This window comes from Leptolyngbya sp. NK1-12 (assembly GCF_032598965.1).
In the GTDB taxonomy this organism is placed as follows: domain Bacteria; phylum Cyanobacteriota; class Cyanobacteriia; order Elainellales; family Elainellaceae; genus Elainella.
In genome coordinates this window covers 3,503,281-3,526,441 of sequence record NZ_CP053586.1, presented here as the reverse complement: position 1 = coordinate 3,526,441, position 23,161 = coordinate 3,503,281, and the positions used below count along the sequence as shown (strand labels likewise).

General features: G+C 51.9%; 19 protein-coding genes. 10 read left to right on the top strand and 9 right to left on the bottom strand.

Annotated elements, in window-relative coordinates; genetic code table 11:
* The first annotated feature begins 444 nt into the window (after window positions 1–444).
* The 7 genes from HJG54_RS14830 (at window position 445) to HJG54_RS14800 (ending at window position 11,119) form a co-directional block, all read left to right on the top strand.
* Window positions 445–2,817, top strand: coding sequence for an arylsulfatase (locus HJG54_RS14830; protein ID WP_316429562.1), 2,373 nt, complete (start codon window positions 445–447; stop codon window positions 2,815–2,817).
* A 96-nt stretch (window positions 2,818–2,913) separates the two neighbouring features.
* The gene (locus HJG54_RS14825; RefSeq protein ID WP_316429561.1) at window positions 2,914–4,257 is read left to right on the top strand and encodes a DUF1254 domain-containing protein; all 1,344 of its coding nucleotides are present in this window, start codon (window positions 2,914–2,916) and stop codon (window positions 4,255–4,257) included.
* 82 nt (window positions 4,258–4,339) lie between these two features.
* Window positions 4,340–5,020 carry a hypothetical protein gene (locus tag HJG54_RS14820; protein WP_316429559.1) on the top strand — a complete coding sequence of 227 codons (681 nt, stop codon included), beginning with the start codon at window positions 4,340–4,342 and terminating at the stop codon, window positions 5,018–5,020.
* Window positions 5,021–5,069: 49 nt separating this feature from the next.
* The gene (locus HJG54_RS14815; RefSeq protein ID WP_316429557.1) at window positions 5,070–5,855 is read left to right on the top strand and encodes a DUF2092 domain-containing protein; all 786 of its coding nucleotides are present in this window, start codon (window positions 5,070–5,072) and stop codon (window positions 5,853–5,855) included.
* Window positions 5,852–6,166, top strand: coding sequence for a hypothetical protein (locus HJG54_RS14810; RefSeq protein WP_316429556.1), 315 nt, complete (start codon window positions 5,852–5,854; stop codon window positions 6,164–6,166). The genes HJG54_RS14815 and HJG54_RS14810 overlap by 4 nt, the downstream gene beginning before the upstream one ends.
* A gap of 283 nt (window positions 6,167–6,449) precedes the next feature.
* Entirely contained in the window at window positions 6,450–8,204 is a 1,755-nt protein-coding gene (locus tag HJG54_RS14805) for a mechanosensitive ion channel family protein (protein ID WP_316429554.1), read from the top strand.
* Between the two features lie 395 nt (window positions 8,205–8,599).
* A complete protein-coding gene (locus HJG54_RS14800) occupies window positions 8,600–11,119 on the top strand; it encodes a filamentous hemagglutinin N-terminal domain-containing protein (protein ID WP_316429553.1) in 2,520 nt (839 codons plus the stop codon).
* A gap of 236 nt (window positions 11,120–11,355) precedes the next feature.
* On the opposite strand, the gene HJG54_RS14795 is transcribed toward HJG54_RS14800, so the two are convergent.
* Complete coding sequence (locus HJG54_RS14795; protein ID WP_316429551.1) at window positions 11,356–11,580, bottom strand: helix-turn-helix domain-containing protein; 225 nt, start codon at window positions 11,578–11,580, stop codon at window positions 11,356–11,358.
* Between the two features lie 227 nt (window positions 11,581–11,807).
* Here HJG54_RS14795 and HJG54_RS14790 point away from each other — a divergent pair, with 227 nt between their 5' ends.
* Window positions 11,808–12,071: a hypothetical protein gene (locus HJG54_RS14790; protein ID WP_316429550.1), complete on the top strand. Its 264-nt coding sequence runs from the start codon at window positions 11,808–11,810 to the stop codon at window positions 12,069–12,071.
* A gap of 206 nt (window positions 12,072–12,277) precedes the next feature.
* Here HJG54_RS14790 and HJG54_RS14785 read toward each other — a convergent pair whose 3' ends face one another.
* Together HJG54_RS14785 and HJG54_RS14780 are read right to left on the bottom strand one after the other, a co-directional pair.
* On the bottom strand, window positions 12,278–12,760 hold the full coding sequence (locus HJG54_RS14785) for a DUF3368 domain-containing protein (RefSeq protein WP_316429548.1): 483 nt from the start codon (window positions 12,758–12,760) through the stop codon (window positions 12,278–12,280).
* Window positions 12,757–13,047 carry a UPF0175 family protein gene (locus HJG54_RS14780; RefSeq protein WP_316429547.1) on the bottom strand — a complete coding sequence of 97 codons (291 nt, stop codon included), beginning with the start codon at window positions 13,045–13,047 and terminating at the stop codon, window positions 12,757–12,759. Before HJG54_RS14780 ends, HJG54_RS14785 begins: the two co-directional genes overlap by 4 nt.
* Window positions 13,048–13,313: 266 nt before the next feature.
* Here HJG54_RS14780 and HJG54_RS14775 point away from each other — a divergent pair, with 266 nt between their 5' ends.
* Window positions 13,314–14,102 carry a DUF4058 family protein gene (locus HJG54_RS14775; RefSeq protein WP_316429546.1) on the top strand — a complete coding sequence of 263 codons (789 nt, stop codon included), beginning with the start codon at window positions 13,314–13,316 and terminating at the stop codon, window positions 14,100–14,102.
* Window positions 14,103–14,127: 25 nt separating this feature from the next.
* Here HJG54_RS14775 and HJG54_RS14770 read toward each other — a convergent pair whose 3' ends face one another.
* The 5 genes from HJG54_RS14770 to HJG54_RS14750 form a co-directional block, all read right to left on the bottom strand.
* Window positions 14,128–14,754, bottom strand: a complete 627-nt coding sequence (locus HJG54_RS14770) for a hypothetical protein (protein WP_316429545.1) — start codon at window positions 14,752–14,754, stop codon at window positions 14,128–14,130.
* A 150-nt stretch (window positions 14,755–14,904) separates the two neighbouring features.
* On the bottom strand, window positions 14,905–15,678 hold the full coding sequence (locus HJG54_RS14765; RefSeq protein WP_316429543.1) for a DUF928 domain-containing protein: 774 nt from the start codon (window positions 15,676–15,678) through the stop codon (window positions 14,905–14,907).
* A gap of 532 nt (window positions 15,679–16,210) precedes the next feature.
* The gene (locus HJG54_RS14760; protein ID WP_316429541.1) at window positions 16,211–18,727 is read right to left on the bottom strand and encodes a CHASE2 domain-containing protein; all 2,517 of its coding nucleotides are present in this window, start codon (window positions 18,725–18,727) and stop codon (window positions 16,211–16,213) included.
* A 13-nt stretch (window positions 18,728–18,740) separates the two neighbouring features.
* Window positions 18,741–19,898, bottom strand: a complete 1,158-nt coding sequence (locus HJG54_RS14755; RefSeq protein WP_316429540.1) for a DUF1822 family protein — start codon at window positions 19,896–19,898, stop codon at window positions 18,741–18,743.
* Window positions 19,899–19,914: 16 nt separating this feature from the next.
* Window positions 19,915–21,156: a sigma-70 family RNA polymerase sigma factor gene (locus HJG54_RS14750; RefSeq protein WP_316429539.1), complete on the bottom strand. Its 1,242-nt coding sequence runs from the start codon at window positions 21,154–21,156 to the stop codon at window positions 19,915–19,917.
* A gap of 192 nt (window positions 21,157–21,348) precedes the next feature.
* On the opposite strand from HJG54_RS14750, the gene HJG54_RS14745 reads away from it, so the two are divergent.
* Window positions 21,349–22,299, top strand: coding sequence for a calcium-binding protein (locus HJG54_RS14745; protein ID WP_316429538.1), 951 nt, complete (start codon window positions 21,349–21,351; stop codon window positions 22,297–22,299).
* 173 nt (window positions 22,300–22,472) lie between these two features.
* Here HJG54_RS14745 and HJG54_RS14740 read toward each other — a convergent pair whose 3' ends face one another.
* Window positions 22,473–23,066, bottom strand: a complete 594-nt coding sequence (locus tag HJG54_RS14740) for a Uma2 family endonuclease (RefSeq protein WP_316429536.1) — start codon at window positions 23,064–23,066, stop codon at window positions 22,473–22,475.
* Window positions 23,067–23,161 lie beyond the last annotated feature (95 nt).

Below are 23,161 nucleotides of genomic sequence, written 5' to 3'. Positions count from 1 at the left end.
TGGATCAGGCTTGAAAACTGATTAATTAATAGGCTCCATCTGAACCAGCTGAATGAAAATATGAAGCAGCACATGAAGCCTATAGCAATTGAACTGTTATCGATTCGAAAAGGCAATCGTTAAAAAATTCAGCAATTTTTTAAAGCGGTTGTAGCCAGATTCGCTGTGGCGTGAAATGACAAGAATGTTGTTTTCCCTTTCCCTCAAAATTGAAGAAAACTGCGGTGTCTATATTAATTGGGCTATATCCAAATTAATTGAGTTATATCCAACTGCCGCCAATCCTACTGTGGTGATCGGTTCTGTTTGGCTATTCCATTGAGCTTTGAGCTGTTGAGCTTTAGAGGAATAGATTTAAATCAATAGTTCTGATATTGCCTTTACATTCAGTCGTCGTTCCCGCAGGGTGGCTGCTGCCATTCCTCAATTTTTCAGGAAATTAAAATGTCTCAAAACCATCCGATTCAACGCCAAATTCTGCCGATTCCAGATCAGGCCCACTTCGGGTTAACTACCTATGACGCCAAAAATCCCGATACCCACTATCCACCGATTCGGGACCTGCGCCCACCGGAGGGGGCACCCAACGTGCTGGTGGTGCTGCTCGACGACGTCGGCTTTGGGGCCTCTAGCGCCTTTGGCGGTCCTTGCCACACCCCCACGTTTGAGAAACTGGCATCAGAAGGACTAAAATATACCCGCTTTCACACCACAGCTCTTTGTGCCCCGACGCGGCAAGCCCTGCTAACCGGACGCAATCACCACTCCGTCGGCATGGGCAACATCACCGAAACAGCAACAGCTGCTCCGGGACAATGCTCGGTACGCCCCAACACCAAAGCACCGCTGGCTCTGACCTTGAAGCTAAATGGCTACTCCACCGCCATGCTGGGCAAATGTCACGAGGTGCCAGTATGGCAAACTAGTCCGATGGGTCCGTTTGATGCCTGGCCCACTGGCGGCGGTGGGTTTGAATATTTCTATGGCTTCATTGGTGGCGAGAATAATCAATGGGATCCAGCGCTGTATGAAGGAACGATTCCGATCGAACCTCCAGCGACTCCCGAGGAAGGCTACCACCTGACGGAAGACCTCGCAGATAAAGCAATTGCCTGGGTGAGCCAGCAAAAAGCTCTGATGTCCGATAAGCCTTTCTTTATGTACTTTGCTCCTGGGGCTACCCATGCCCCTCATCACGTACCAAAGGAGTGGATCGAAAAATACAAAGGTCAGTTTACTCACGGTTGGGACAGACAGCGGGAAATTACCTTTGTCAAGCAAAAGGACCTGGGGGTAATTGGTCCCGATGCCGAACTCACCCCCCGTCACGCCGAAATTCCCGCCTGGGACGAAATGGATCCTAGATACAAGCCCGTACTAGAGCGGCAGATGGAGGTCTATGCAGCTTTTCTGGAGCACACCGATTATCAGGTGGGGCGCTTGATTGCAGCACTGGAAGACCTGGAAATTCTAGACGATACGCTGATCTACGTGATCATTGGCGACAATGGCGCGTCTGCCGAGGGCACCATCCATGGAGCCTTCAACGAAATGGCCAACTTCAACGGTATGGCAGCTCTGGAAACTCCAGAGTTCATGCAGTCAAAACTGGAAGAATTTGGCTCCCCAGAGTCGTACAACCACTATGCCGTGGGCTGGGCTTGGGCAATGGATACACCCTACCAGTGGACCAAACAGGTGGCATCCCATTGGGGCGGCACCCGCAATGGCACGATCGTCCGCTATCCCAAAGCGATTCAGGAAAAGGGCGGTCTGCGCCATCAGTTTAGCCATGTGATTGATGTGGCTCCTACGGTACTGGAAGTGGCAGGCATTCCTGAACCGACCATGGTGAATGGCGTGCTGCAAAGCCCCTATGAGGGCACCAGTATGGTCTACAGCTTCAATGAGGCCAACGTCCCCGAACGGCATGATGTGCAGTACTTCGAGATGTTTGGCAACCGAGGTATCTACTACAAGGGCTGGAGTGCCATCACCAAGCACCGTACCCCCTGGGTCATGGTGGGGCAAACAATGGTGCCCTTTGATGAAGATGTATGGGAACTCTACGACGGCAGCAAAGATTGGTCGCAGGCACATGATCTAGCTCAGCAGATGCCGGAAAAATTGCACGAACTCCAGCGCCAGTTTTTGATTGAAGCCGTGAAGTATAACGTCCTACCCCTGGACGATCGCCAGACCGAGCGGATTGATCCAGCCACGGCAGGACGCCCGTCGTTGGTGAAGGGCAACTCGCAAATCTTCTTTGCGGGGATGGGTCGCCTGTCGGAAAACAGCGTCATCAACGTCAAGAATAAGTCTTTTTCTATCACCGCTGAGATTGAGGTAAAAGACGACCAGCCCGCCAACGGGGTCATCATTGCTCAGGGTGGCAAGTTTGGCGGCTGGAGCGTCTACGCCAAGCAGGGTAAGCTCAAGTTTACCTATAACGTGCTGGGCATCCACGAGTTTCCCACCGAAGCCACCCGTCCCATTCCCGCCGGGAAACACCAGGTCCGCATGGAGTTTGCCTACGACGGCGGTGGCCTGGCTAAGGGCGGCAATGTCACTCTGTACTACGACGGTCAGCCTGTGGGTAGCGGACGGGTCGAAGCCACCCAGCCCATGATTTTCTCGGCGGATGAGACCACCGACATTGGCTATGAATCGGGCACGCCTGTCAGCCCCGACTACACCGCCCACAGCAGTAAGTTCACTGGCAAAATCCACTGGGTGCAGCTCGATGTCGGCAAAGATGACCACGACCACTTCATTTCGCCGGAAGAACGCCTGCGGATAGTGATGGCACGGCAATAAACCCATTCAGTAAACCCATTCAGCGATCGGCTACTTGTTCCATCTCCTACCCGATCGCCCAGCCTCTTTTAGACCAACGCGAACCCCTACCAAAATATGAGCATTCAAACTCTCAGTGAGCAAGACGCCTACGAGATTGGCATTGAAGCATACCATTACCTGTATCCCCTGATCACGATGGACATCACCCGACGCATCACAACCAACTATGCGCCAGGTACAAAACCCGGTATGGGTCCAATGAATGCCTTTCACCACCTACAAGCCTTTCCGCCTGCTGATTTTCGTGAGGTGGTCCGTCCCAACTTCGACACGCTGTACTCCAGTGCCTGGCTCGACCTCACCCAAGAACCGATGGTCGTGTCTGTGCCCGATACCGATGGGCGTTACTACCTACTGCCGATGATGGATATGTGGTCTGATGTCTTTGCAGTGCCCGGAAAGCGCACCAGCGGTACAAATGCAGCACACTATGGGGTTGTCCCAAAGGGCTGGACTGGCACCCTACCCGATGGTGTACAGCCTATCGATGCCCCTACCCCCTATGTCTGGATGATTGGGCGGACCCAAACCAACGGTCCCAAAGACTATGCAGCAGTTCACCAGGTGCAGCAGGGGTATTGGATAACGCCGCTGTCCCAGTGGGGGCAGACCACGCAGCCGGTGCAGGCGGCAATTGCAATAGATCCCAGCGTGGATATGAAGACTCCACCGCTGACGCAGGTGAACACCATGACCGCTGCTCAGTACTTCAGCTACGGCGCGGAATTGATGCAGCTCAACCCACCCCATATTACAGATTGGTCTACGGTCGCTCGTCTCCATCGTCTTGGGATTGAGGTTGGCAAAAGTTTCGACTTCGACCAGGCGGCACCACCCGTCAAGGCAGGACTAGAGCGGGCGACAACCGACGGACTCAGGCTAATGTACGAGAAGGTGCCAACGCTCGCCCGAGTCGTTAACGGCTGGCAGATGAATACCGACACGATGGGAGTCTATGGCAACTACTACCTGAAGCGGGCGATCGTCGCGATGGTTGGACTGGGCGCAAACCAGCCCCAAGACGCCATCTACCCGTTGAACGTCGCCGATGCTGATGGCAAGCCGCTAGAGGGTAGCAACCGGTATGTGATTCACTTTGGCAAGGACGAGATCCCGCCAGTGGAAGCGTTCTGGTCAATCACGATGTACGATGCTGACGGATTCCAAGTGGCTAACTCGCTGAACCGCTTTGCGATTGGCGATCGTGATGACCTCACCTATAACGCTGATGGCTCACTGGATATTTACATCCAGCCCGATTCACCTGATGCCGGTCAAGAATCGAACTGGCTGCCCTCTCCTACCCAAGGGGTGCTGGGGTTAACCATGCGGCTGTATGCGCCCAAAGCCCAAGCCCTGGATGGTCGTTGGGCACCCCCAGTGGTCAAACGAGTATAGCCTCCTTGCTGTAGCTCGGTTCGGTATCGATTCAAGGTATTCAGCATACTACAACAGCCAAATTGTTCCGGGAGGCGTATCCGTGCAGCAGGAAAACCAGTTGACCCATCATCATGTAACCGCACCAAAGCCCGCCGCAATCGCAGGTATCGTATTTTCGATCTTACTGACCATTAGTTTGGTACTGATGCTAAGGTCCATGCCCACGGATCTGCGCGATAACGGCATGTGGCTGATCTCTAATGGGAAAGCACTGCTCCTGGGGCTAAATCTTGTACCCTTTGCAGGCATTGCATTTCTCTGGTTTATTGGCGTGGTGCGGGATTGGCTGGGGTCAAATGAAGATCAGTTTATTTCCACTGTGTTTTTGGGCAGCGGGCTGTTGTTCGTGGCAATGATGTTTGTTTTATCTGCGATTGCAGGCAGCACTATTTTCCTATACATTCACCAAGCCGATCGATCAATCGCTTCCACTTACTACACCTTTGGTCAAACCATCACCAATGAAATTCTCAACGCCTACATGCTCAAAATGGCAGGCGTGTTCATGATTTCGACCTCTACCCTGCTTAACCGCACCCGATCTATCCCCAAAGCGTTAGCGCTGGTTGGCTATGTTCTAGCGGCGATTCTGCTGTTCCGAATCAGCCATGTTGATCACCTAATTTGGATCGCCCTGGTGTTTCCGCTCTGGGTACTCCTGATCAGCGTTTACATGCTGATGCAAAACTACCGCGGCACATCGGTGCCTTCGCGTTTTTAGCTTCCGTTGATTGAGTTATCACGAGTTCATAATGAGAAAACTAAGCTTCATGTCTCGCTCTGGCTGGCGTTGGCTGGCATTAGGAATTGCACTCACTATAAGTCTAGCCGCTGAGCCGGTTACGAGTGCCAACAGCCTCGATCCTGATGCTGACCAGATCCTGAAATCAATGTCCTCCTATCTGGCGGCAACGAAAGCGTTTAGCGTCAATACAGATATTGATTTCGAAGTCGTTAATCGGAATGGGCAGAAGCTGCAACTGAGCAGCTTTGCTAGCGTTGTCGTACAACGACCGGGTCAATTTTATATCCAGCGACAGGGAATGATCGCGAACGCCGATCTGATCTTCGATGGTGAAACACTGACTCTATACGGCAGGAATAGTAATGCCTATGCTCAGATTAATACGCCAGGAACGATTGACGATGCGATCCGAGCGTTTGAACTGGAAACAGGAATTCCTGCACCGGGGGGCGATCTGCTGTTTGCTGATCCCTATGCCGTCCTCTCGACGGGGGTTGAGAGCAGCACTTACATGGGTACTGCCTATGTCAATGGCATTGAGTGCCATCACCTGGCATTTCGGGAAAACGACGTGGACTGGCAACTTTGGGTTCAGACCGGGGATCAGCCCTTGCCAATGAAATATGTGATTACCAGTAAATGGATTACCGCTGCTCCACAGTATGAAATTCGGATGCGGGACTGGAATACTAATCCCCAAATCAACGCTGAGCAATTCACGTTTTCCGCCCCAGCAGGAGCCACACAGCTAGACGCCCTTCCAGCCAGCGAACTGGATGAATTGACCTCGATCGAGGAGGAACAGCAATGAAATCGATGAATCGAATCGTCATCACTGCCTGCGCTCTTCTAGCTACCAGTGCAGTGATGGATCAGGTATTCAACAGCGGCATGGTGATCCGGGAAGCGGCAGCGATTGTTGGCAGACCTGCGACGCCTGTTAGTGGCGCTGGGGTTGCTCGTCGCACGACCCGACGTGTAATTCGCCGATCGACCATTTATGCTGCTGCGTTGCCAGCGGGGTGTTCTACTGTCGTGATCGAAGGAACATCCCTTTACCGGTGCGGTGCAACCTACTACCAGCCCTACGGTAATCAGTATGTGGTGGTATATATCGATTAAGAGGTTGTTTGTAAACAAAGATTGAGATCCCCCTAAATCCCCCTTTTTAAGGGGGACTTCAGAGATTTGACTCGGTTCCCTCCTTAAATAAGGAGGGTTAGGGAGGATCAGATGTGAAGTCGATTCTAGCCTCTTAAAATTCATTTACAAACAGTCTCTAAACCCGATCTATACTCATCAAGCGTTCCGTTTCTAATGATGCTGAAGCATCTAATCGTTGAACACCATTGTTGTGTCCTATTTTGTTTATATCATTTCAGCCATACCAGTCTGGGCATACTCCATGCCAGCATCTGCCATTGTGAAACCTAGCTCTACTCGCTCCCCAAACGCTAAACTCAAATACGCTCTGATCAGCCTGATGACCTGTGTGCTGTTGCTGAACCCAATGGCGGTTGGACTAACTCAAGATCTGAAAGGTTCTCTGGGGTGGAAATCCTATGGCTTGATCGGAGACGTGGCCTATGCACCCGTGTGGCTGGATGGTCATCAGCTTTTTGCAATTGCGGCTGAGCGACAACCCGGAGAAAAGGAGCAATGGGGGTTAGGCGCTCTCCAAATCCGGCGCAATCGCATTGAGAATCGCTTGAAATCCCAAGTGCGATATCTGCTGGAAAAGGATATCGATCCAGAATCAATACAAGTGATTACCACGCGACTCAATCAACAGATGGTCGTTCAGGTGGTCATCGATGGCGAGGCAACGACTCCAGTAGTGACCGTTACCGCTCTAGACGCTGAAGTGTATGGCTTGACCGAGTCTGAAGTGGCGGAGGAGTATGCCCGACAGATCCAGCAGGGACTGAAGTTGGCAATCCAGGAACGGCAACCTGATGCCCAACGAGAACAATTGAGACAGGCTGGTATTGGCGGAACGATCGCAGTTTTATTGATGGCTCTCTTGTTTAGCTTGCAAAGACAGCTTCGTAAGCGCCGCCGCCGCTTACGGCAAGAATTTCATAATCAGCAAGAGTGGCTAAATCAGCGTCAAAAAACTGGAGGAATGGATGAGGATACGACGGAAAACACCTCTGAGCAACAGAAACAGCTCTTTGCTCTGAAATACCAAATTGAACGAAAAACCTGGCAGAGACGGCTGCTCCAGCTAATGATTGGGGTGATTGGGGTGATCGGGTTAGCCTGGATGTTGCAACGCTTTCCCCAAACCCGAGCGCTGGGAGTTATACTGTTTCGACAACCAATCGCCGTGTTACTGATTGGATTCGGCATCACCCTGGCCATCATCCTCAGTCATTTTCTAATTGATCGAATCTTGACCAAATGGATTGGCACCGAAGATCAACTGCCTCTCGCCGAGATTGAGCGCCGCCGCAGACGGGTCCTCGTTCTTGCTCCCGTTTGGAATAACGTCATTACCACGCTGTTGGGAATTGTCGGCCTTCTTGTCGCCTACAGCGTGTTTTCCCTCTCAACCGGACTAACCCTGTTTACAGGACTGGGTGTCTTGGGGGTGGTAGTTTCCCTGGCATTTCAGTCTGCCATCAAAGATGCCTTGACCGGCTGGATGTTGCTGGCACGGGATGCCTTCACGATAGGGGATATAATCGCGGTGAAAGAGGGCACTGGCATCGTGGAGAAGATGGATCTATTGACAACCCAAATTCGTAATTCTCCGGGTGATCTGATCATCCTGCGCAATGGCGAGATCACCCATGTCACTAATCGCTCTAAAGACTGGTCGCGCATGGATCTGACCGTGCTGGTTGACTACGATACTGACATTAAGCATGCTTTGAGGATTATGAAAGAAGTCTTGCAGACTATGCAAGCCGATCCAGACTGGCGATTTCAGATCAGCGATGAACCTGACATTTTAGGAGTTGAGCAATTTGAACCGAATGGAATTCTGCTGAAAATTCGTACTCAGACCCAAGCGGGTCAGCAGTTCACTGTTGCCCGAGAGTTCCGGTTCCGCCTAAATCAAGCGTTTCAAGCCGCAGGCATTAAAATCCCCATTCCGCAACGGGAAGTGCGGTGTCGGAAATCAGGTACCCTGGACGCTTCTGATCATCTTTAGTCAGACCGTTTTTGACTGCATGAACCACTCGATATTGAAGCACTTCTTGAGCTTCAGCAGAGAGATGACGAGCGTCGGTTCATCATGTTTGGCTGAAATAGCTACACTTCTATGTTGGCGTTGCTGAATTAGGGTATGAATCGTGGAGTTGCTGTAACGTTGGTAGCCCCCTAAATCCCCCAATGCTGGGGGACTTTGAAAGGTCCGGTTCCCCCCAGAATTGGGGGCTAGGGCTTCGTTCGTGGAACGCGCTCCGCGAGCGACGTGAGCTCAGCCGAACGGGGCAATTCATACCTCTATTCAGCAACGCATTACACTTCTTGTTAACTATTCATCGCTCTGGGTAATACGAGTGTATGCTAGGTTACTGAATCGATGGATGGGAGGGAATTCCGATGGGGAGCTGTTGGCTTAAAAAGGCGGTTTTTTCCTTAGGAATTGCCCAAATTGTCATGGCTCAAGTTCTGCCAACTCCAGCAGTAGCCCAATCCATTGCCGTTGATGATACTTTGGGGCAAGAGGGGTCCCGGCTCACTAATCGCAGCGGCAGGGTAGAAATTGAGGGCGGCGCTAGACGAGGCAGAAATCTATTCCACAGCTTCCGCGAGTTCAATATTCGAGAGGGGCAGCGGGTTTATTTCACCAATCCTAGCGGTGTGCGCACGATTTTTAGTCGCGTCACGGGCAACAGCGATTCAGCAATTTTGGGCACGCTGGGCGTCAACGGCCCTGCCAGTCTGGTGTTACTCAACCCTAACGGCATTCGGTTTGGTGCCAGTGCACGACTCGATCTGCGGGGATCGTTTCTAGCCACAACTGCCAGCAGCATTTTATTTGAACAAGACAACTTCAGCTTTAGCGCTATTAATCCCCAAGCTCCACCACTATTGACTGTGAGTGTACCGACTGGCTTGCAGTTTGGCCCTAATTCCGGCAGCATCATTAACCGATCTAGAGCCGCAAGTCCAGGAGATTCGGCTATAGGGTTACAGGTAGGGACAGGTCAGACGCTGGCCTTGATCGGAGGCACCGTAGCGGTCGAGGGTGGCAGGTTAACGGCGGCAGGTGGGCGCATCGAGTTGGGTAGTGTCGCAGCGAATGGATTCGTGCGGCTGAATCCGATTGATGGCGGCTGGGATATCGGCTATCGCAACAATCAACAGGCCAACTTTTATCAAGATGTTGACCTGACCGATGGGGCACTGCTGAATGCCGCTGGAGCTGAGGGGGGTGTGATTCAAATTCGCGGTAGAAACGTCACTCTTACCGATGCGTCGCGAATCGTAACCAACACCCAAGCCGCCAAGGCCAACCGCCAAGACAACGCCATCCGCGTATTTGCAGCAGAAACCCTAAGTCTGCAATCCGGTTCACGGCTGGAAATCTTAACGAACCGCCGAGGCCCAGTCAGAAATATTGATGTGCAGGCGCGAGAATTAGACATCCGTGGTACTTCTGAGCAGGACCAAACCAGCGGCATTTTCTCTGGCACCGCAGCTACTCCAGAGGATACAAATAGCAATACCAGCAACAAACCGTCTCCAGAATCTAACGATGAAAATTTAAACGGCGGCAATATAGAAAATCAAGGCGACGATAATATTGATTTGAGTGGCAGTAATAACGGAACCATCAACGAAAACATTTCGGCAAATCCAGGCGATACGGGAAATATTCTGATTCGCGTCGGTCGAACTATGCGTTTGGAGAACGGTGCTGAGATTGGCATTACTACCAATGATGAGCAAGATTCTGGCAATCTGCAAATTAGTGGATTCAACCAGCGTTTTGTGAATCAATTCAACCTTTCCGATCGAGCGCGTTTGTCTACGCGAGGCGGAAGACAAGGCGGCGCAATTACGATCAATGCCAGGACGGTGAATCTAAACCAGCAAAGTCAGATTGAAACGGCCCAGCACTCCGGTCAAACGAACCGCAATGGTGCCATTTTCATTGACGCTCAGCAGATCCGTCTCACGCAAGCCAGCCAGATTCGGGTTGATCAAAGCTCTGGTACTCAGGCCAACATTGCCCTCACTACGCCCTTACAGACGGGTCGCATTGTTCTTGATGACAGCGCCCTCACCACCCAATCCTCGGCAGGCGGAGCCAATATTCGGCTGAGAACGAATCAGTTTGCCCTCAACCAAAGCCAACTCTCCACTGAAAGCGGCAGTGAGCGGGGCGGCAACTTGTCGATTATTGCTCAAACCAGCATCCGACTCAACAACAGCGAACTATCGACCGTAGCGGGTAGCGGCGGTGGAGCCAATCTGCGGCTGCAAAATGCCAATCCAGAGTTGGAACTGCGGGAAAGTTTGGATGTGCGGCTGACTAACCGCAGTCGGATTCAGACCCAATCGCTCGTGCGAGGCGGCAATATTCTGATCAATGTCCGGCGTATCGAAGCTCCCATCGGAGCCGACAGCGATATCATTGCCCGACGCCCCCTAGAACAGGGCGGTAAAATTAATATTTTGGTGGGCAACGAGGCGGAAGACATCATTGGCTTTGTGCAGGGACGAGCGATTGCCGGAAACGGTCTCAACGAAATTGATGCTGCCGCAGGTGTGGTGATCACCGAGTTTCCAGCGATTGAAGTGCCAGAAATCCAGCTCCCGTCAGACGCACTGGCGGCTCGGTCCGTAGCTCAAGGCTGCGAGTCCGTCAGAAACGAAACGAGTGAATCTGTTGCACGCTTTTTCAACACTGGACGCAGTGGCCTCTCAGTTACACCCTACGAACCCGTCAGTAACAGCGACGTTCTCGCAGATATCCGGCTACCCGATTTGCCCGATTCTCAGGCAGATGCATCCACTCCTATTGTAGAAGCCAAAGGCTGGATTCGAGATGCCCACGGTAACCTGTCTCTAATTGCCAACTCTCCGCTTGCGGCGAATTGCCAGGTTAGATAAAGCATGCGGTTTCTTCCTGATGTACCTTGCGGTTCAACGCAACCCTTGATACCAGTTCTTAGTTTTGAGTTTTGAGTTTTAAGTTATGGAACCTGCACAATGTAGCCTGTTGAGCTTGGCGATCTGTAGCTCAATCAAAGGGAAATGGTATGAGCACGCAATTGCATTAGAAACAGAGAAATAGGCGCAACAAAGCGACGTTGTTTAACATGGGTCGAATAGCCGTTTTGATAGAGCTACGATCGGGGTTGGGTCGCCTCTAGCAGTTCGTCAAAAGTGCAGTTGAGCACATCCATCAGCCGCTTCACTTCTGGAATCGTCAAATGCGGTTCACCCACTCCACGCTCCCAAGCACTGATTGTCTTGATAGTAATACCAAGAGCATCTGCAAGTTGGCGTTGGGTCAGACCGGCCCTCTGTCGCAATTTTGCCAGACTTAGTTGATCATTCTCCGCCGACATACTAAACTTTTAGGTATACACATTTATGTTTATCTTTCGCTGATGTTGAGCACCAAACGGTGACTGTTGCAATCAGGTAGTCCTGAGCGCACATTGACACCAATAGTTTTTGCAGAGTTTAGCTAGTCTGCACCCGCTGCATTTTGCAGCCACAGACATATATGACAGCACAAAAGCTGTCCAGTTTGTCCTGCCCAAATTTAGCATTTTGCTAGAGGAATTTTGCCATGTCCTACTACGATCGCCTCACGCCTTGGTGCATTATCCGCTGCTTACCTGGTTGTCAAACCGTGATGATTCAACGCTTTCGCAAACGCAGCGAGGCGGAAGCACATCTGAAAATTCTGCATCAGCTCACGCCAGATGCGGTTTATGAGCTGGTGTTTGATTTACCTGAGCCGCGATCGGACTCACCAGCAGATGAACCAATTACTCGGCTTCCACAAACACCTTTACCGATTCGGCCACGACACTGGCCACGGGATTTTTGAACAGGTAATCCAAGATCTGTTTCACTGCTTCTACACCATCGTGCCCTGATTGGTTTCAGTGATTTGAACGACTTCGGACTAGATGTTGTACTTACTAACCCGAGCGCTTTATAGTCAACACCCTCACCCCTCACCCCTCACTGAAACACTATTCACCATTTACTGCTCTCCTTAGTAGAGGATTCTGTCATAGTTGGTTGCCTAATCTACTCATCTGCAAGTTGAAGGATTTGTTGGTAAAAAGCTGGACTGATCCATTTGCCTTGTCCAATCATGGCATCAACTAAGGGCCGAACGGCTGAAATGACATTGGCTTGCTTGGCAACGAGCAAGATCCCAATTGTGCCTGTCACCGGAATACCGAGTTGAAAGGCGAGCTGGCGACCAGCCTGTTCGTCAATCAGCAGACGGTCAGCGGTCAGCTCTTCGGCCAAAGCGATGGCTGCACATTCACCTTGATCCAGGCCAGGAGTTTGCAACAGTTGTTCGACTCGCTGGAAATTGGTCACAGGGCGAACTTCGATCCAATCCGCCACTGGAATTGCGGTTGTGGCTGGGTGGTTGCCTGTGGTCAATTCTGAGTAAACGGCTGGAGGAATCAAGATTTTTCTGAATAGAGCTTGTAATAGATCAAGATGATTGATTTTAGCCAGTTCACTCAAGGGTGTGGTGTTGGAAATGATGATCACGAGTTTGGCTGGGTCAGGTTCAGCGTTTCGTCAACTTCTTGGGCTAGTTCTTCAGGGAACTGTTCAGGAAAGATCGAAATTTGATACTGTCCCATTCGTTCTAGAATTTCCAAACGACTGAGGTTGAGCAGTTTAGCCGCATAGCCGCTACTAAGCCGCCCGTGGCGCAAAAGTTCCATTACGTAAGATTCGCGAGCTTTTTCCTCGGCCTGTTGACGGATTGACTCATCGAGAAGTTCAGGATCGATATCAAGTGTGAAGCTAACTTGCGTAGTAGTAGATGTCATAATAGTTTTCCTGTTGTTTACTCTGATTTGAATTCTTTGCCAATAACTGTACCGTTGTTCTGCTCAATGATCTGAACTACGTTAGCAATGATTGGACGAGAAGCCCTTCCTGAATCCGCCTTCTGTCTCGCCTGCTCCTGCATTACCTGCGCCTGCTGGTAGATCTCGTGCCTATTCTAACTGAGCAAATTCGGCAGACAAGAACTTACGGTATTGTCGCAATACATTGTATTACAATGCATTCAGGATCTAATTGGGAAACTCCTATGCCATCGCCGTTTCCAGGAATGAATCCCTATTTAGAGCATCCAGATTTGTGGTCGGAAGTGCATAACCGACTCGTGGTTGCCCTGGCGGATAGTTTGGCGGTGCCGCTGCGTCCTCGCTACTATGTGGCAATTGAAAAGCGAACCTATTTCAGTACGCCCGAAGAAAGCATTTTGGTTGGCATTCCAGATGTTTCCATACTGTCCAAAACCGCCAGTTCACCACAAGTTTCTCAGCTAGAGGCAACTGCTACATTACCATTTCAAAAGCCACTGCGAGTCACAGTTCCGATGATGGAAGAAGTACGAGAAAGTTATTTAGAAATTCGGGAACTTAAAACAGGAGCTGTAATTACAACAATCGAGGTTTTATCACCCAAAAATAAACGTGCTGGAGATGGAAGAGAGGCTTATCTACGCAAGCGGTATCAGGTATTGGCAAGCTACACCCATCTGGTTGAAATTGATTTGTTGCGAGCTGGGACGCCTATGCCGCTTGTTGGCCTAGACACCAAGACAGATTACCGAATTCTGGTCAGCCGTAGTACTGAACGCCCAGTCGCCCAACTCTATGCCTTTAATCTTCAGCAGCCGATTCCGGTGTTTCCGTTACCACTACATCCGGGAGATACTGAGCCACAAGTCGATCTGAAATTGCTGCTAGATGGCGTTTATAACCGGGCTGGGTTTGACTTGCGGATTGATTATAGTCAGCCACCCCAACCGCCCTTATCTGAAGCAGAGCAGGCGTGGGCAAATACCTTACTAGCACCTCTGCTAAACCAGTAAGATGATGTTCGTTGATGATATTCGTTTACGTGACTCGAAACACAGCAATCAAAATTCGCAGCAGCATCTCCAAATCTTCGGGAACTCGGTAACTATTAATATCCTCAGCAATCGATTTAGTGTGACGATCTAATCGACCGAAGCGCCATAAATCACCAATCGTGACCGCACCGATCAGCACCGGCTGTTGCTCAATCGCAGGCGACTGCTCCCATTGATCCAAAGCAATCAACTCGGCCACAAGCTGGGTAAAGCCGTAATCGATATCGCCCTGCTTCGCTTCAATTACCGTAAGCTGGTGCAAATTATCAATCGAGAGCAGATAGTCAATTGTTCCCTGTAATTGAGCGGTAACTTTGATAGGATATTCAATACGCAACAACGTATCGGCATAGTGAGCGACAGTTCTAATTACCGGAAAGATCAGCGCTTCCCGTTTAGCTTGTTCGTTGGAGCGCACCAAGCGCGGCAAAATTTCTAGAATGTCCGTTCGCAGCAGGTCTAGCCGATCGAGAACACCCGTGTATTGGTTTAGAGTGAGCTGTTTGCGCGTAAACCCATAGCCAAAGTATTGCGATAGCTCCAGCGCATCGATCCGCAGCTCAAAGTAGTTGCTAAATGTGTAGGACTGATTCGGATCGAGAATTGCCATTGCTATATACAAAAAACATTCTACTGGCAGCAGGTATCTTGCCCGCACTCTATCTACTCGTTCATTTGGTTGAATGACTACTCAGCGCTGCTTGAAGTACGGCCTATTTTGCTGAATTTGCTTCTAGTGTAAGTGAAATTGATGTACTTTCTACTCGCCAATCGGTGGTTCACTGTCTGGCTGCACGGCTCCAACCATAGGAGTCTGGGTGAGATTGTCCGCATCGATGTGCTCTAGCAAAATCCGCCACTGAGCGCGTAACAGGCTGTTGTTGGGGTCGGCTAGTAGCCCAGCAGCAATTTCCGCTAGAGAGTCGTACCAAACGTCTGGAGACGCAACCTCGATTTGGCGCTGACGTTCTGGGGTCGCCGCGACTCGTTGCACCCATCCATCCACCTGTACATCTGCGGTGGTGCTGCCGTTGCAATAGAGCTTGAAATACCAGTGGTAGAAGGTGTCTTCTTTGAGGGCGTAATCGGGTAAGTTGGGCAAACTGACGCTGACAATACCAGGTTCCGCCGGCAGCGTAAAGCGAGTTTGGTAGAGACGAGTCATTTCATCCGGGCCAACCAGTAGGGAAAATTCGCCGTATTGCACCTGTTCAGCGCCGTAGGGTACATAAAACAAAAAAGTGGGATGCTCGCGGATCGTGATGACCGGATTCTGCACCGGCACCAACGCCATCAGATTTTGATCACCAGCCACGCAGGTTGCTTCACCTCCGAGAGAACCCCCAGAGCGAGTCCGATTCGGCGGCGGTGTGGAAGGCGGCGCAGGTGGACGCTGTTTGGATTGGGTACTGAGGCTAGCTTTGGCAAACGCTTTAGCAGAATAGGCAGCAGATGGATGGAACCAACTAAAGCCAGCTAAAATCAACGATAGCGTTAGAAGATGTGCAACTTTTTTAATTCTATAATTATTCACTTTTGTTCTCCTAAAATCATTGCGATTTTTATTCATAGAAAGGCTAGGGAATAAATAACTAGCTGTTGGTTGCAGAATGGTTTATACCAGTTCTTAGTTTTAAGTTCTTAGTTTTAAGTTTTGGCTTCCGGTGAGTCAGCCGAACCGAGTTTTGTAGCTTGCTTCTGTAAAGCAATATGATGGAAGCTGCATATCGCAACCCGCTGGACGGTGTAATCTGTAGCCCGATTAAAGGGAAATGGTATTAGCTCCCCTTTTCCGGGATATCCACAGGGCTATAATCTCCTCATATATGGGGAACTTTGAGTCAACGTTAGGCCAATTTTTCCCATGATTCAGACCAAATTAGGTTCGGAAGTCCCCCAATTTTGGGGGATTTAGGCTTCGACGTGAGCTCAGCCGAACGGGGGCCAAAAGCCTCGAATCCTAACCGACTCAATTTGTGTGTACACCGTAGCTTTTATAAGGGGGCTAGGGGGGATCTCTCAATCCACAACCAATCACTTCATAAATCAACCTCTCAAAACAGAACCTACTCAACTGGATTTAACGGTTTCACTCGGTAGCGGACGACATAGACAACGGCACTGGTTAGGAGCAGCGACAGCGCAGCGGGAACTATTGGCAGCCAGCCGCCCTGCATCAACGCCAGCAGGCAAAGTTGGTAGAGCAGGAACACCGCAATGCCGTTAGCCAACAGCAGCCAGCACCACGAGCGCAACCACCACGCCAACCCAGCCCCAATCGTTGCCCAGACCCAGACCCAGAGCGCATCGCCCCACTGCACCGGCCCCGACTGCGGCAATCCCCAGATCAGGGGGCGCTGGTCAAGGACGGCACTCAGGAGTTGGCTAACCTGATGGGCATGCACCCAGATGCCAGCCAGTTCGCCATAGGGCGTCAGGAAAGTATCGCGGGCGATCGGAGCGGTGGTACCCACTAAGACGATGCGATTCTCGACAAAGTTGCGGCTCACCTGTCCGTTGAGCACCTGTTGCAATGTCACTCGCTGACCCGGTAGGGCCTGCCGATAATTCAGCATGATCTGACTGCTGAGGCCATCCAGATGCTGGTAGCCGACAAAGCGCGGCGGCAATTTGCTAAAACTGACATCACCGAACTGCCAGTCGCCGTTGGAGTTGACTTGAAGCGGCTCAATTTTTTCGTCATAGAGATAGCGAAAGGCGAGCTGAAAACTGAAACTATAGGGCGTCGAGCAATCGGGCGGCGAGTTGGCGACCTTGGGGTCGTAGGAGAGCAGTTGGCGACGCACCACGCCATTCTCTGAATCACCTCTTGAATCACCGTCCAACAGCAAATCGCTGAAGCCCACCTGAGTGATGCGTTGCGTTTCGGAAAATTCGGGCGGTGGGGCAAAGTTTTTGTCGGTTGAGGCAGACCAGCAGACGGTAAACAGGTTGGAGTGGGTTTGGAACTGCTGCAAGAGCTGCGCTCGGCCTGTGCCACGCGGCTGATAGCGGTGCATATCGACGCCAATTGCCCGCGGCTGCATTTGGGCGAGTTTCGCCAGCGCTTCGGCCAGGGTTTTATCGGCTAACGGATAGCCATATTCGTTGGTGTCGTCTTGTGTCACTTCCACGACTAGAATGCGTGGATCGGCTACCTCTGGAGCACGGGCACGCAGTCCTTGATCAAAGGCTCGCAGTTCCAAGCTTTCCAGGCCACCCAGCCAGCGCAGGCCCATCAGCAAACCTGTGGTCGCTAAACTAGCCAACAGGGCGATTTTTAGCTTCACCTTAGGGTTGGCAGGACGAGACGCCCGGATTGTGGTAGCCGCTGCTGTAGCCGATTTTTCTGACTGCTGGCCAGGAGGAAAGGGCGCTAGTAAATCTTGCCAATCCGCCGGTATTTCAGTCGGATTTTGGCAGATCACCGGCAGGTAGGAGGCGCAGGGAAACTGGCCTTCTAGACCTTGCAGTTTTTCGCGTGCTTCTCGCACCGCCGTGTAGAAAGAGCGACCGCCAGCAAACGCCGCCAACCAATGCTTCAGAAATGCCTGCGCTACCTGATCCGGCACGGGTTCCCGCATCACCACGAGCTGGGGAATGTTTAAGTCTGCCATAGCTCGCGCCAAACCCAGACCGTCGCAGGAGTTGAAGATGGCAAACTGGAGACCCCGATTAATCGCGGCAGTCAGAGCGTTTTTCAACTGGGCAATCGTGAGGCTATCGTCAGGGTTGATGGCAATTTCGCCGCTCGTACCATCGGGCTGGCTGGTGCTGTGGCCAGCAAAGCAGAGAATGTCCCAGCCTTGTTCGTCCCAGAGCTGCTGGTCGAGCTGGGGCCGGGTGGGTTCCACTAGAAACACGGTCTCGACTTGGGGCAATTGCTCTAATAGCATCCGGTCTTGCTGCACATCGATGCCAGCACTGTTGCCCAAAACCGCCAGAATTCGAACTTTGCCCGTAGGAACTCGCTGGACTCGGCGAGGACGGCCATACTCTGGCGCACTCAGTCCCACTTCAGCGAAGGGGTAGTCGTCAAAGAAGCTCCACAATTGCCAAGGAAAGCGACGCAGCAGCGGCTCTTCAGTCTCGATAATCAGGCGAATTTCATCGGTGGAGGCCAGATGGGTACGCAGGCGGCGGTCTACGCGGCGAAACGAGTCAGACTCTAGCCAGTGGTCGAGGGCCTGCTTCAACTGCTGCGACAGCGATTCTAGCAACGCCGGTGAGACATTGGTGATGCCTTCGGGTTCGATTTCGATGCCCATGGTTTTTTCGATCCGCAGATCGGTGGGGCGTCGCATACTCAAGCGCTGATTCAGGGCTATGTAGAGCGTCCGCCACTGGTCGTACAGCGCCGCTAGTGCGGGAGCCGCCGGTAAAGCGCCAACGAACTGGGTAGGAACCGTTTGAGCCGTTGGATTAGGGTGAGTGGAGTGGAGTAGCCCGGTTTGCTGCCCTATAGTTTGCTGCCCTATAGTTTGCTGCCCTATAGTTTGCTGAACCGTATGCTGAACCGTGACGACCGGAAAGCCGTCCTGCCAGGAGCCTTGCCCCAGTTTTAGGACAACAAGCTGTCTCATTGCTGTCTCCCGTTCACATGATGAAACGTTCGCTCACCTGAGCGCCGCCTAGCTCGATCTTCACCTGGAATTCTGTGCCCACCGGACAGCGGAAGCGACGCAGTTGAATGTAGCTATCTTCAGCGCCCGCCTGCACCGTTTGCAGCGTTTCTCCGGTTTCGGTCAGCAGCTTCAATTCCAGATTGGCCGGAACGGTCGAGGCATCGCCTGCCGGGTGAACCTGTACCAAAACGGCGACCCGTTCATCTTCGGTGCGGCTCAACTGCACCACTAAGGCTACGGTCTGATCTCCCAAAGCAATCAGCTTCACCTGCCGTGCATCCGCTGCTTCACGCCCCGACCGCAAATTCAACGCCAACTGTCGATCCGTTGCCAGCAAGGTTTCCAGCCTTTGCCAGCCAGAACTGACCTGCTGCTGGAACCACTGACCCAGATTTACCCGCGCCTCGGTTTGGGTGCGCCGTTGGTAGAGCTGCTGCCGCCAAGTCGAGGACTGGATCAAGCCGCCCCAGAAGGCAAACGGAACGGCCAATCGCGGCAAGGGTTGGGTTGCCAGCCGCTGGATCAAGGATTCGGCTTGGGCAGGAGCCAGTTCGGGCAGAGGGGCAACGGCAGCGCGAGTCTGGGCTTGGGGACAAAACTGCATCGTCACCCAAAGGGCATTCCAATCCTGCGTGAGCTGGTCGGCAGCCAAGCTGTAGGTCCGATCTTCCGCATCGTACTGCCCAAATGTTTTCAGGTCGTAATGGGTCGCGTAGCCCCATACCCGCAGCCAGGATGCTTCCCCATCCGCCTCACCATCGGATAGCTGCATTTGTACCGCCAGGTAATAATCCGCGATCCAATCGGGCAGATCGACCCACTCCTGCGGGACCGCCAGTTCGCCATCGTCGATTGCTTCGGTGGGAATCAGGGCCAACCGCCGGTCGCCAATCGTGATTATCGAGCCGCTCACCACTTCCCATAGGCTGGGCCACTGCCGCTCTTCTAGCCAACTGGTTGTTCTGGGTCCCTGTTCAGCCCGGAGCCAGTCCAACATCGCGGTCAGACAGAGGTGATTTAGATAGCCATTCCAGCGGCTGGCAGCACTACTGTAGGCAGCAGGTCGCCAAGCCTGCGGGACGGAAGCCAGTTCAAGCCAGAGTTCGGTTGGGTCAGCAAATGCAAACATGGTCTTGGATCCTTTGCTAGGTGGATGGAGCGGTTCCGTTCATTTGATAGCGAGCATTCAGCCACTCATCCAACGCGGTGCTCATGTCTTTTATTAGGGTGGGAGTGGGCGCAATATTCAGCGACTGGCTCCACTGCACCAGAGCGGTTAATAATTTTTCTCTCGCCTTACTCAACCGCCGCGACACCGACGCCTGACTGATCGCCATTTCCTGCATGATCTGCTGCTGGGTTTTGCCCTGCTGATAATACAGCCGCAAAATGTCCTGCGATTGGGAATCGAGCTGGCTCAGGGCAGTGGTGAGGGTCTGGTTCAGCTTAGCCTGCTGCTGGCTGCGGTCGTCGCTCTCTTCGGCTTCGATCAGTTCGGTCAGGAGGGAGTCACTGGTAGGGTCGGCTAAGGTATCCTGCACTTCGGTAGCTTCTTCGCTAAATTTGGGCGTATTCAGCGAACCCACCGCTGGATAAAGGTAGGAACGCACCCAGTTCGCCATCTGAGTCAGCCAGCGTTCGATAGTAGCAGCTTGGACTGCTGGACCGGGTGGCACCAACTGATGACGCTCTTGGTTATAGAGCTGAGCCACCGCGTCCCAAAAGGCCGGATCGGGTTTGGGCAGTCTTTCTCCTGGTGCAGCGGGCACATAGAGCTGATTGAAGCAAATCCAAGCCAACCGATAGGGGGCTATTGTAGTTTCAGCCAGTCCGGCCTGATGCAGCGCCTCCAGCAACCGTTTCTTGCTCGTCCGTCGCAGTAGCGACCAGCCAGTAGACAAATCCACCACCTGCCGCTGCCGTAGCGCATCCCGTAACACACTGCCAAAGGCCATCCCGGCGTAGGTTTTGAGGCTGGCTCCTCGCTCTGGGTTGTAGCCCTTCAGCACGGCGGGCACCTCGGCGACGGCAATCTGAAAGCAATCTGGCAAGCGGTAGTGCAAATCGGTAAACTTGCGCACCGTCTGCTGAGCCGCCCAATAACATGACTCCTGTAGATAGGCACTCAGGTGCAATCCGGCCTGCGGCTGAGGATCCCCAGCCTGCACTCCCACCTGACTAGCGCCATTCCTGCCTAGAATGGCGACCTGCCAGTGCTTATACCAATACAGCGCCCAAAACTGTTCAGACGTAGGTACCTGCTTGGTACGCTCTAGCTGCTGCATTTGACGACGCAAACGGGCATCGGCAACCCAGCGATCGAAGCGGTCGGCTTCAAATTGCAAAAAAGTGGAGAACAGCTCAGTAATTTGCTGACGAGGACGCATAAATCAATCTGTTTTTGATTCATCCATTCTATCTCCAGCCAAACGAGCACCTGCTCCGGGTTCAGAGAATTGTAAACAATTGTCAATCGATATCCAGCTTGAGTGAATAAACCAGGCAACTCCTTCCTATAGCCCATTAACAGGAAACCGTTCCACCCAATTCACGCACTTCACCTCAAGGAGAATCAATTCATGGCAAGCTATCCCACCATCTACGACGACACCATTTTCGGCACTGCCGCTAACAACACCATCGACGCATTGGCAGGCAACGATACGGTGTTTGGTGGTTATGGAGATGACAAAATTTACGGGAATGCTGGTAATGATGTACTGCTCTACGGCGATTATGGTAACGATACAGTTTACGGCGGAACCGGCAATGACAATGTGATTGGAAGTTGGGGCAATGATTATTTATATGGAGAATCTGGCAACGATGTAATCGGCTTTGAAAGCACACATGATGAAATTGGCGATGACTATTGCGATGGCGGCAGCGGCGACGACAAAATTTATTCCGGCACCGGCAACGATACCAATTATGGCGGCTATGGATTCGATATCATCTACGCCGGCGCTGGCAACGATTATGTGAATGGCGGCCACTATTCCATCTACGACTACAGTTCTAATTACCTCTATGGTGAAGCCGGAAATGACTATCTGGTAGGTGGTTATGGTTATGACTATATGGATGGTGGTGCTGATAATGACACATTAGTTGGCATGAGTGGCGGCGATACCCTAATTGGTGGTTTTGGTAATGACAATCTATCTGGCGGCGATGGTGATGATTTCCTTAACGGCTATGGTTACACAGTAAACAACGATTCGCAGTATGACCATCTGACCGGCGGTGCGGGCAAAGATACCTTTGTCTTAGGCAGTTACTCTGGTGTGTTCTACAACGAAACCGGCGATGGCTACGCCGTCATCCACGACTTTAATTGGCAGGACGACCAGATTCAGGTAAAGGGCAATGCCAGTCAGTACAAGCTGGAATACACGAGCGTCAGCGGCATCGGCAGCTCAGCGCAAGACACGGAGATTTACTACACTGGTGGCGGCGGCAAAGAACGCATCGGTATCGTTAAAGACAACACTAACGTGATCATTGCCTACGACTTCAAGTTCGTCTAAGTTTGCTAAGTTTGCCAGCTAATGACTTCATTTTCGATTGACTGAGCTTGGCACAATCCAGATATGCCTGAGAACCCACGAGTTCTCTCGCAACAGACAGCAGGGAACGCAGGTATGGCTCACGCCGTACCTGTTTTTTTAATTAGTTTTATTCTCAAAATCGTGCTTTACAGCTATTCCTCTGGCAATTCGCCAAACCGTTGACGATAGCGTGCAAGTTGCTCCTCCGGCGTTAAATACCGCTTTCCTTGTTCGCTATACCAATACAGCGCTTCCCGTATCACGGTTCCGTCTTGGTAAGGGCTTCGGCCAATTCCCAGCCCTACCTCCGGCATCCAATAGGGTTCACCCATTTGCAACTGGTAGACACCATTTTCCAGTCGATACACTTCAAATGGTTGATGTTGGTCGCGCTGCCAATATTGAGGGTTGTAGATGACGTAATACAGCACTCCCAACTTGGCATAGGTAGTCATTTTAGTGTCGTATTCTCCACCCGGCATCAGCGACACCACTTCCAGCACCAGCGTGGGCACCACCCCTGCCTCTTCCCACACCACATAGCTTTTGCGAGATTCTCCTGCTTTATGGCGTTCTACCCCTAAGCTGAGAAACCCGTCTGGCACTACAGGTACCAACGGAGAAACTCCCGTGGTATGGTAAATTCCCATGTCCACGCCGAAGAACCAATCGTTGCGCTCTGCCCAAATGAATTTGAGTAGAAATAGCAAGATATTAGGAAGGAGATTTTGATCCTCGTTATCCACAGGCGTATCGTCAGAACATGGAAGTTCATCACTACTCGGCAGGTGAAGCCATCGGTCAGACTGTACCATTGCAAACACCGCTGTTAAGGAAATCA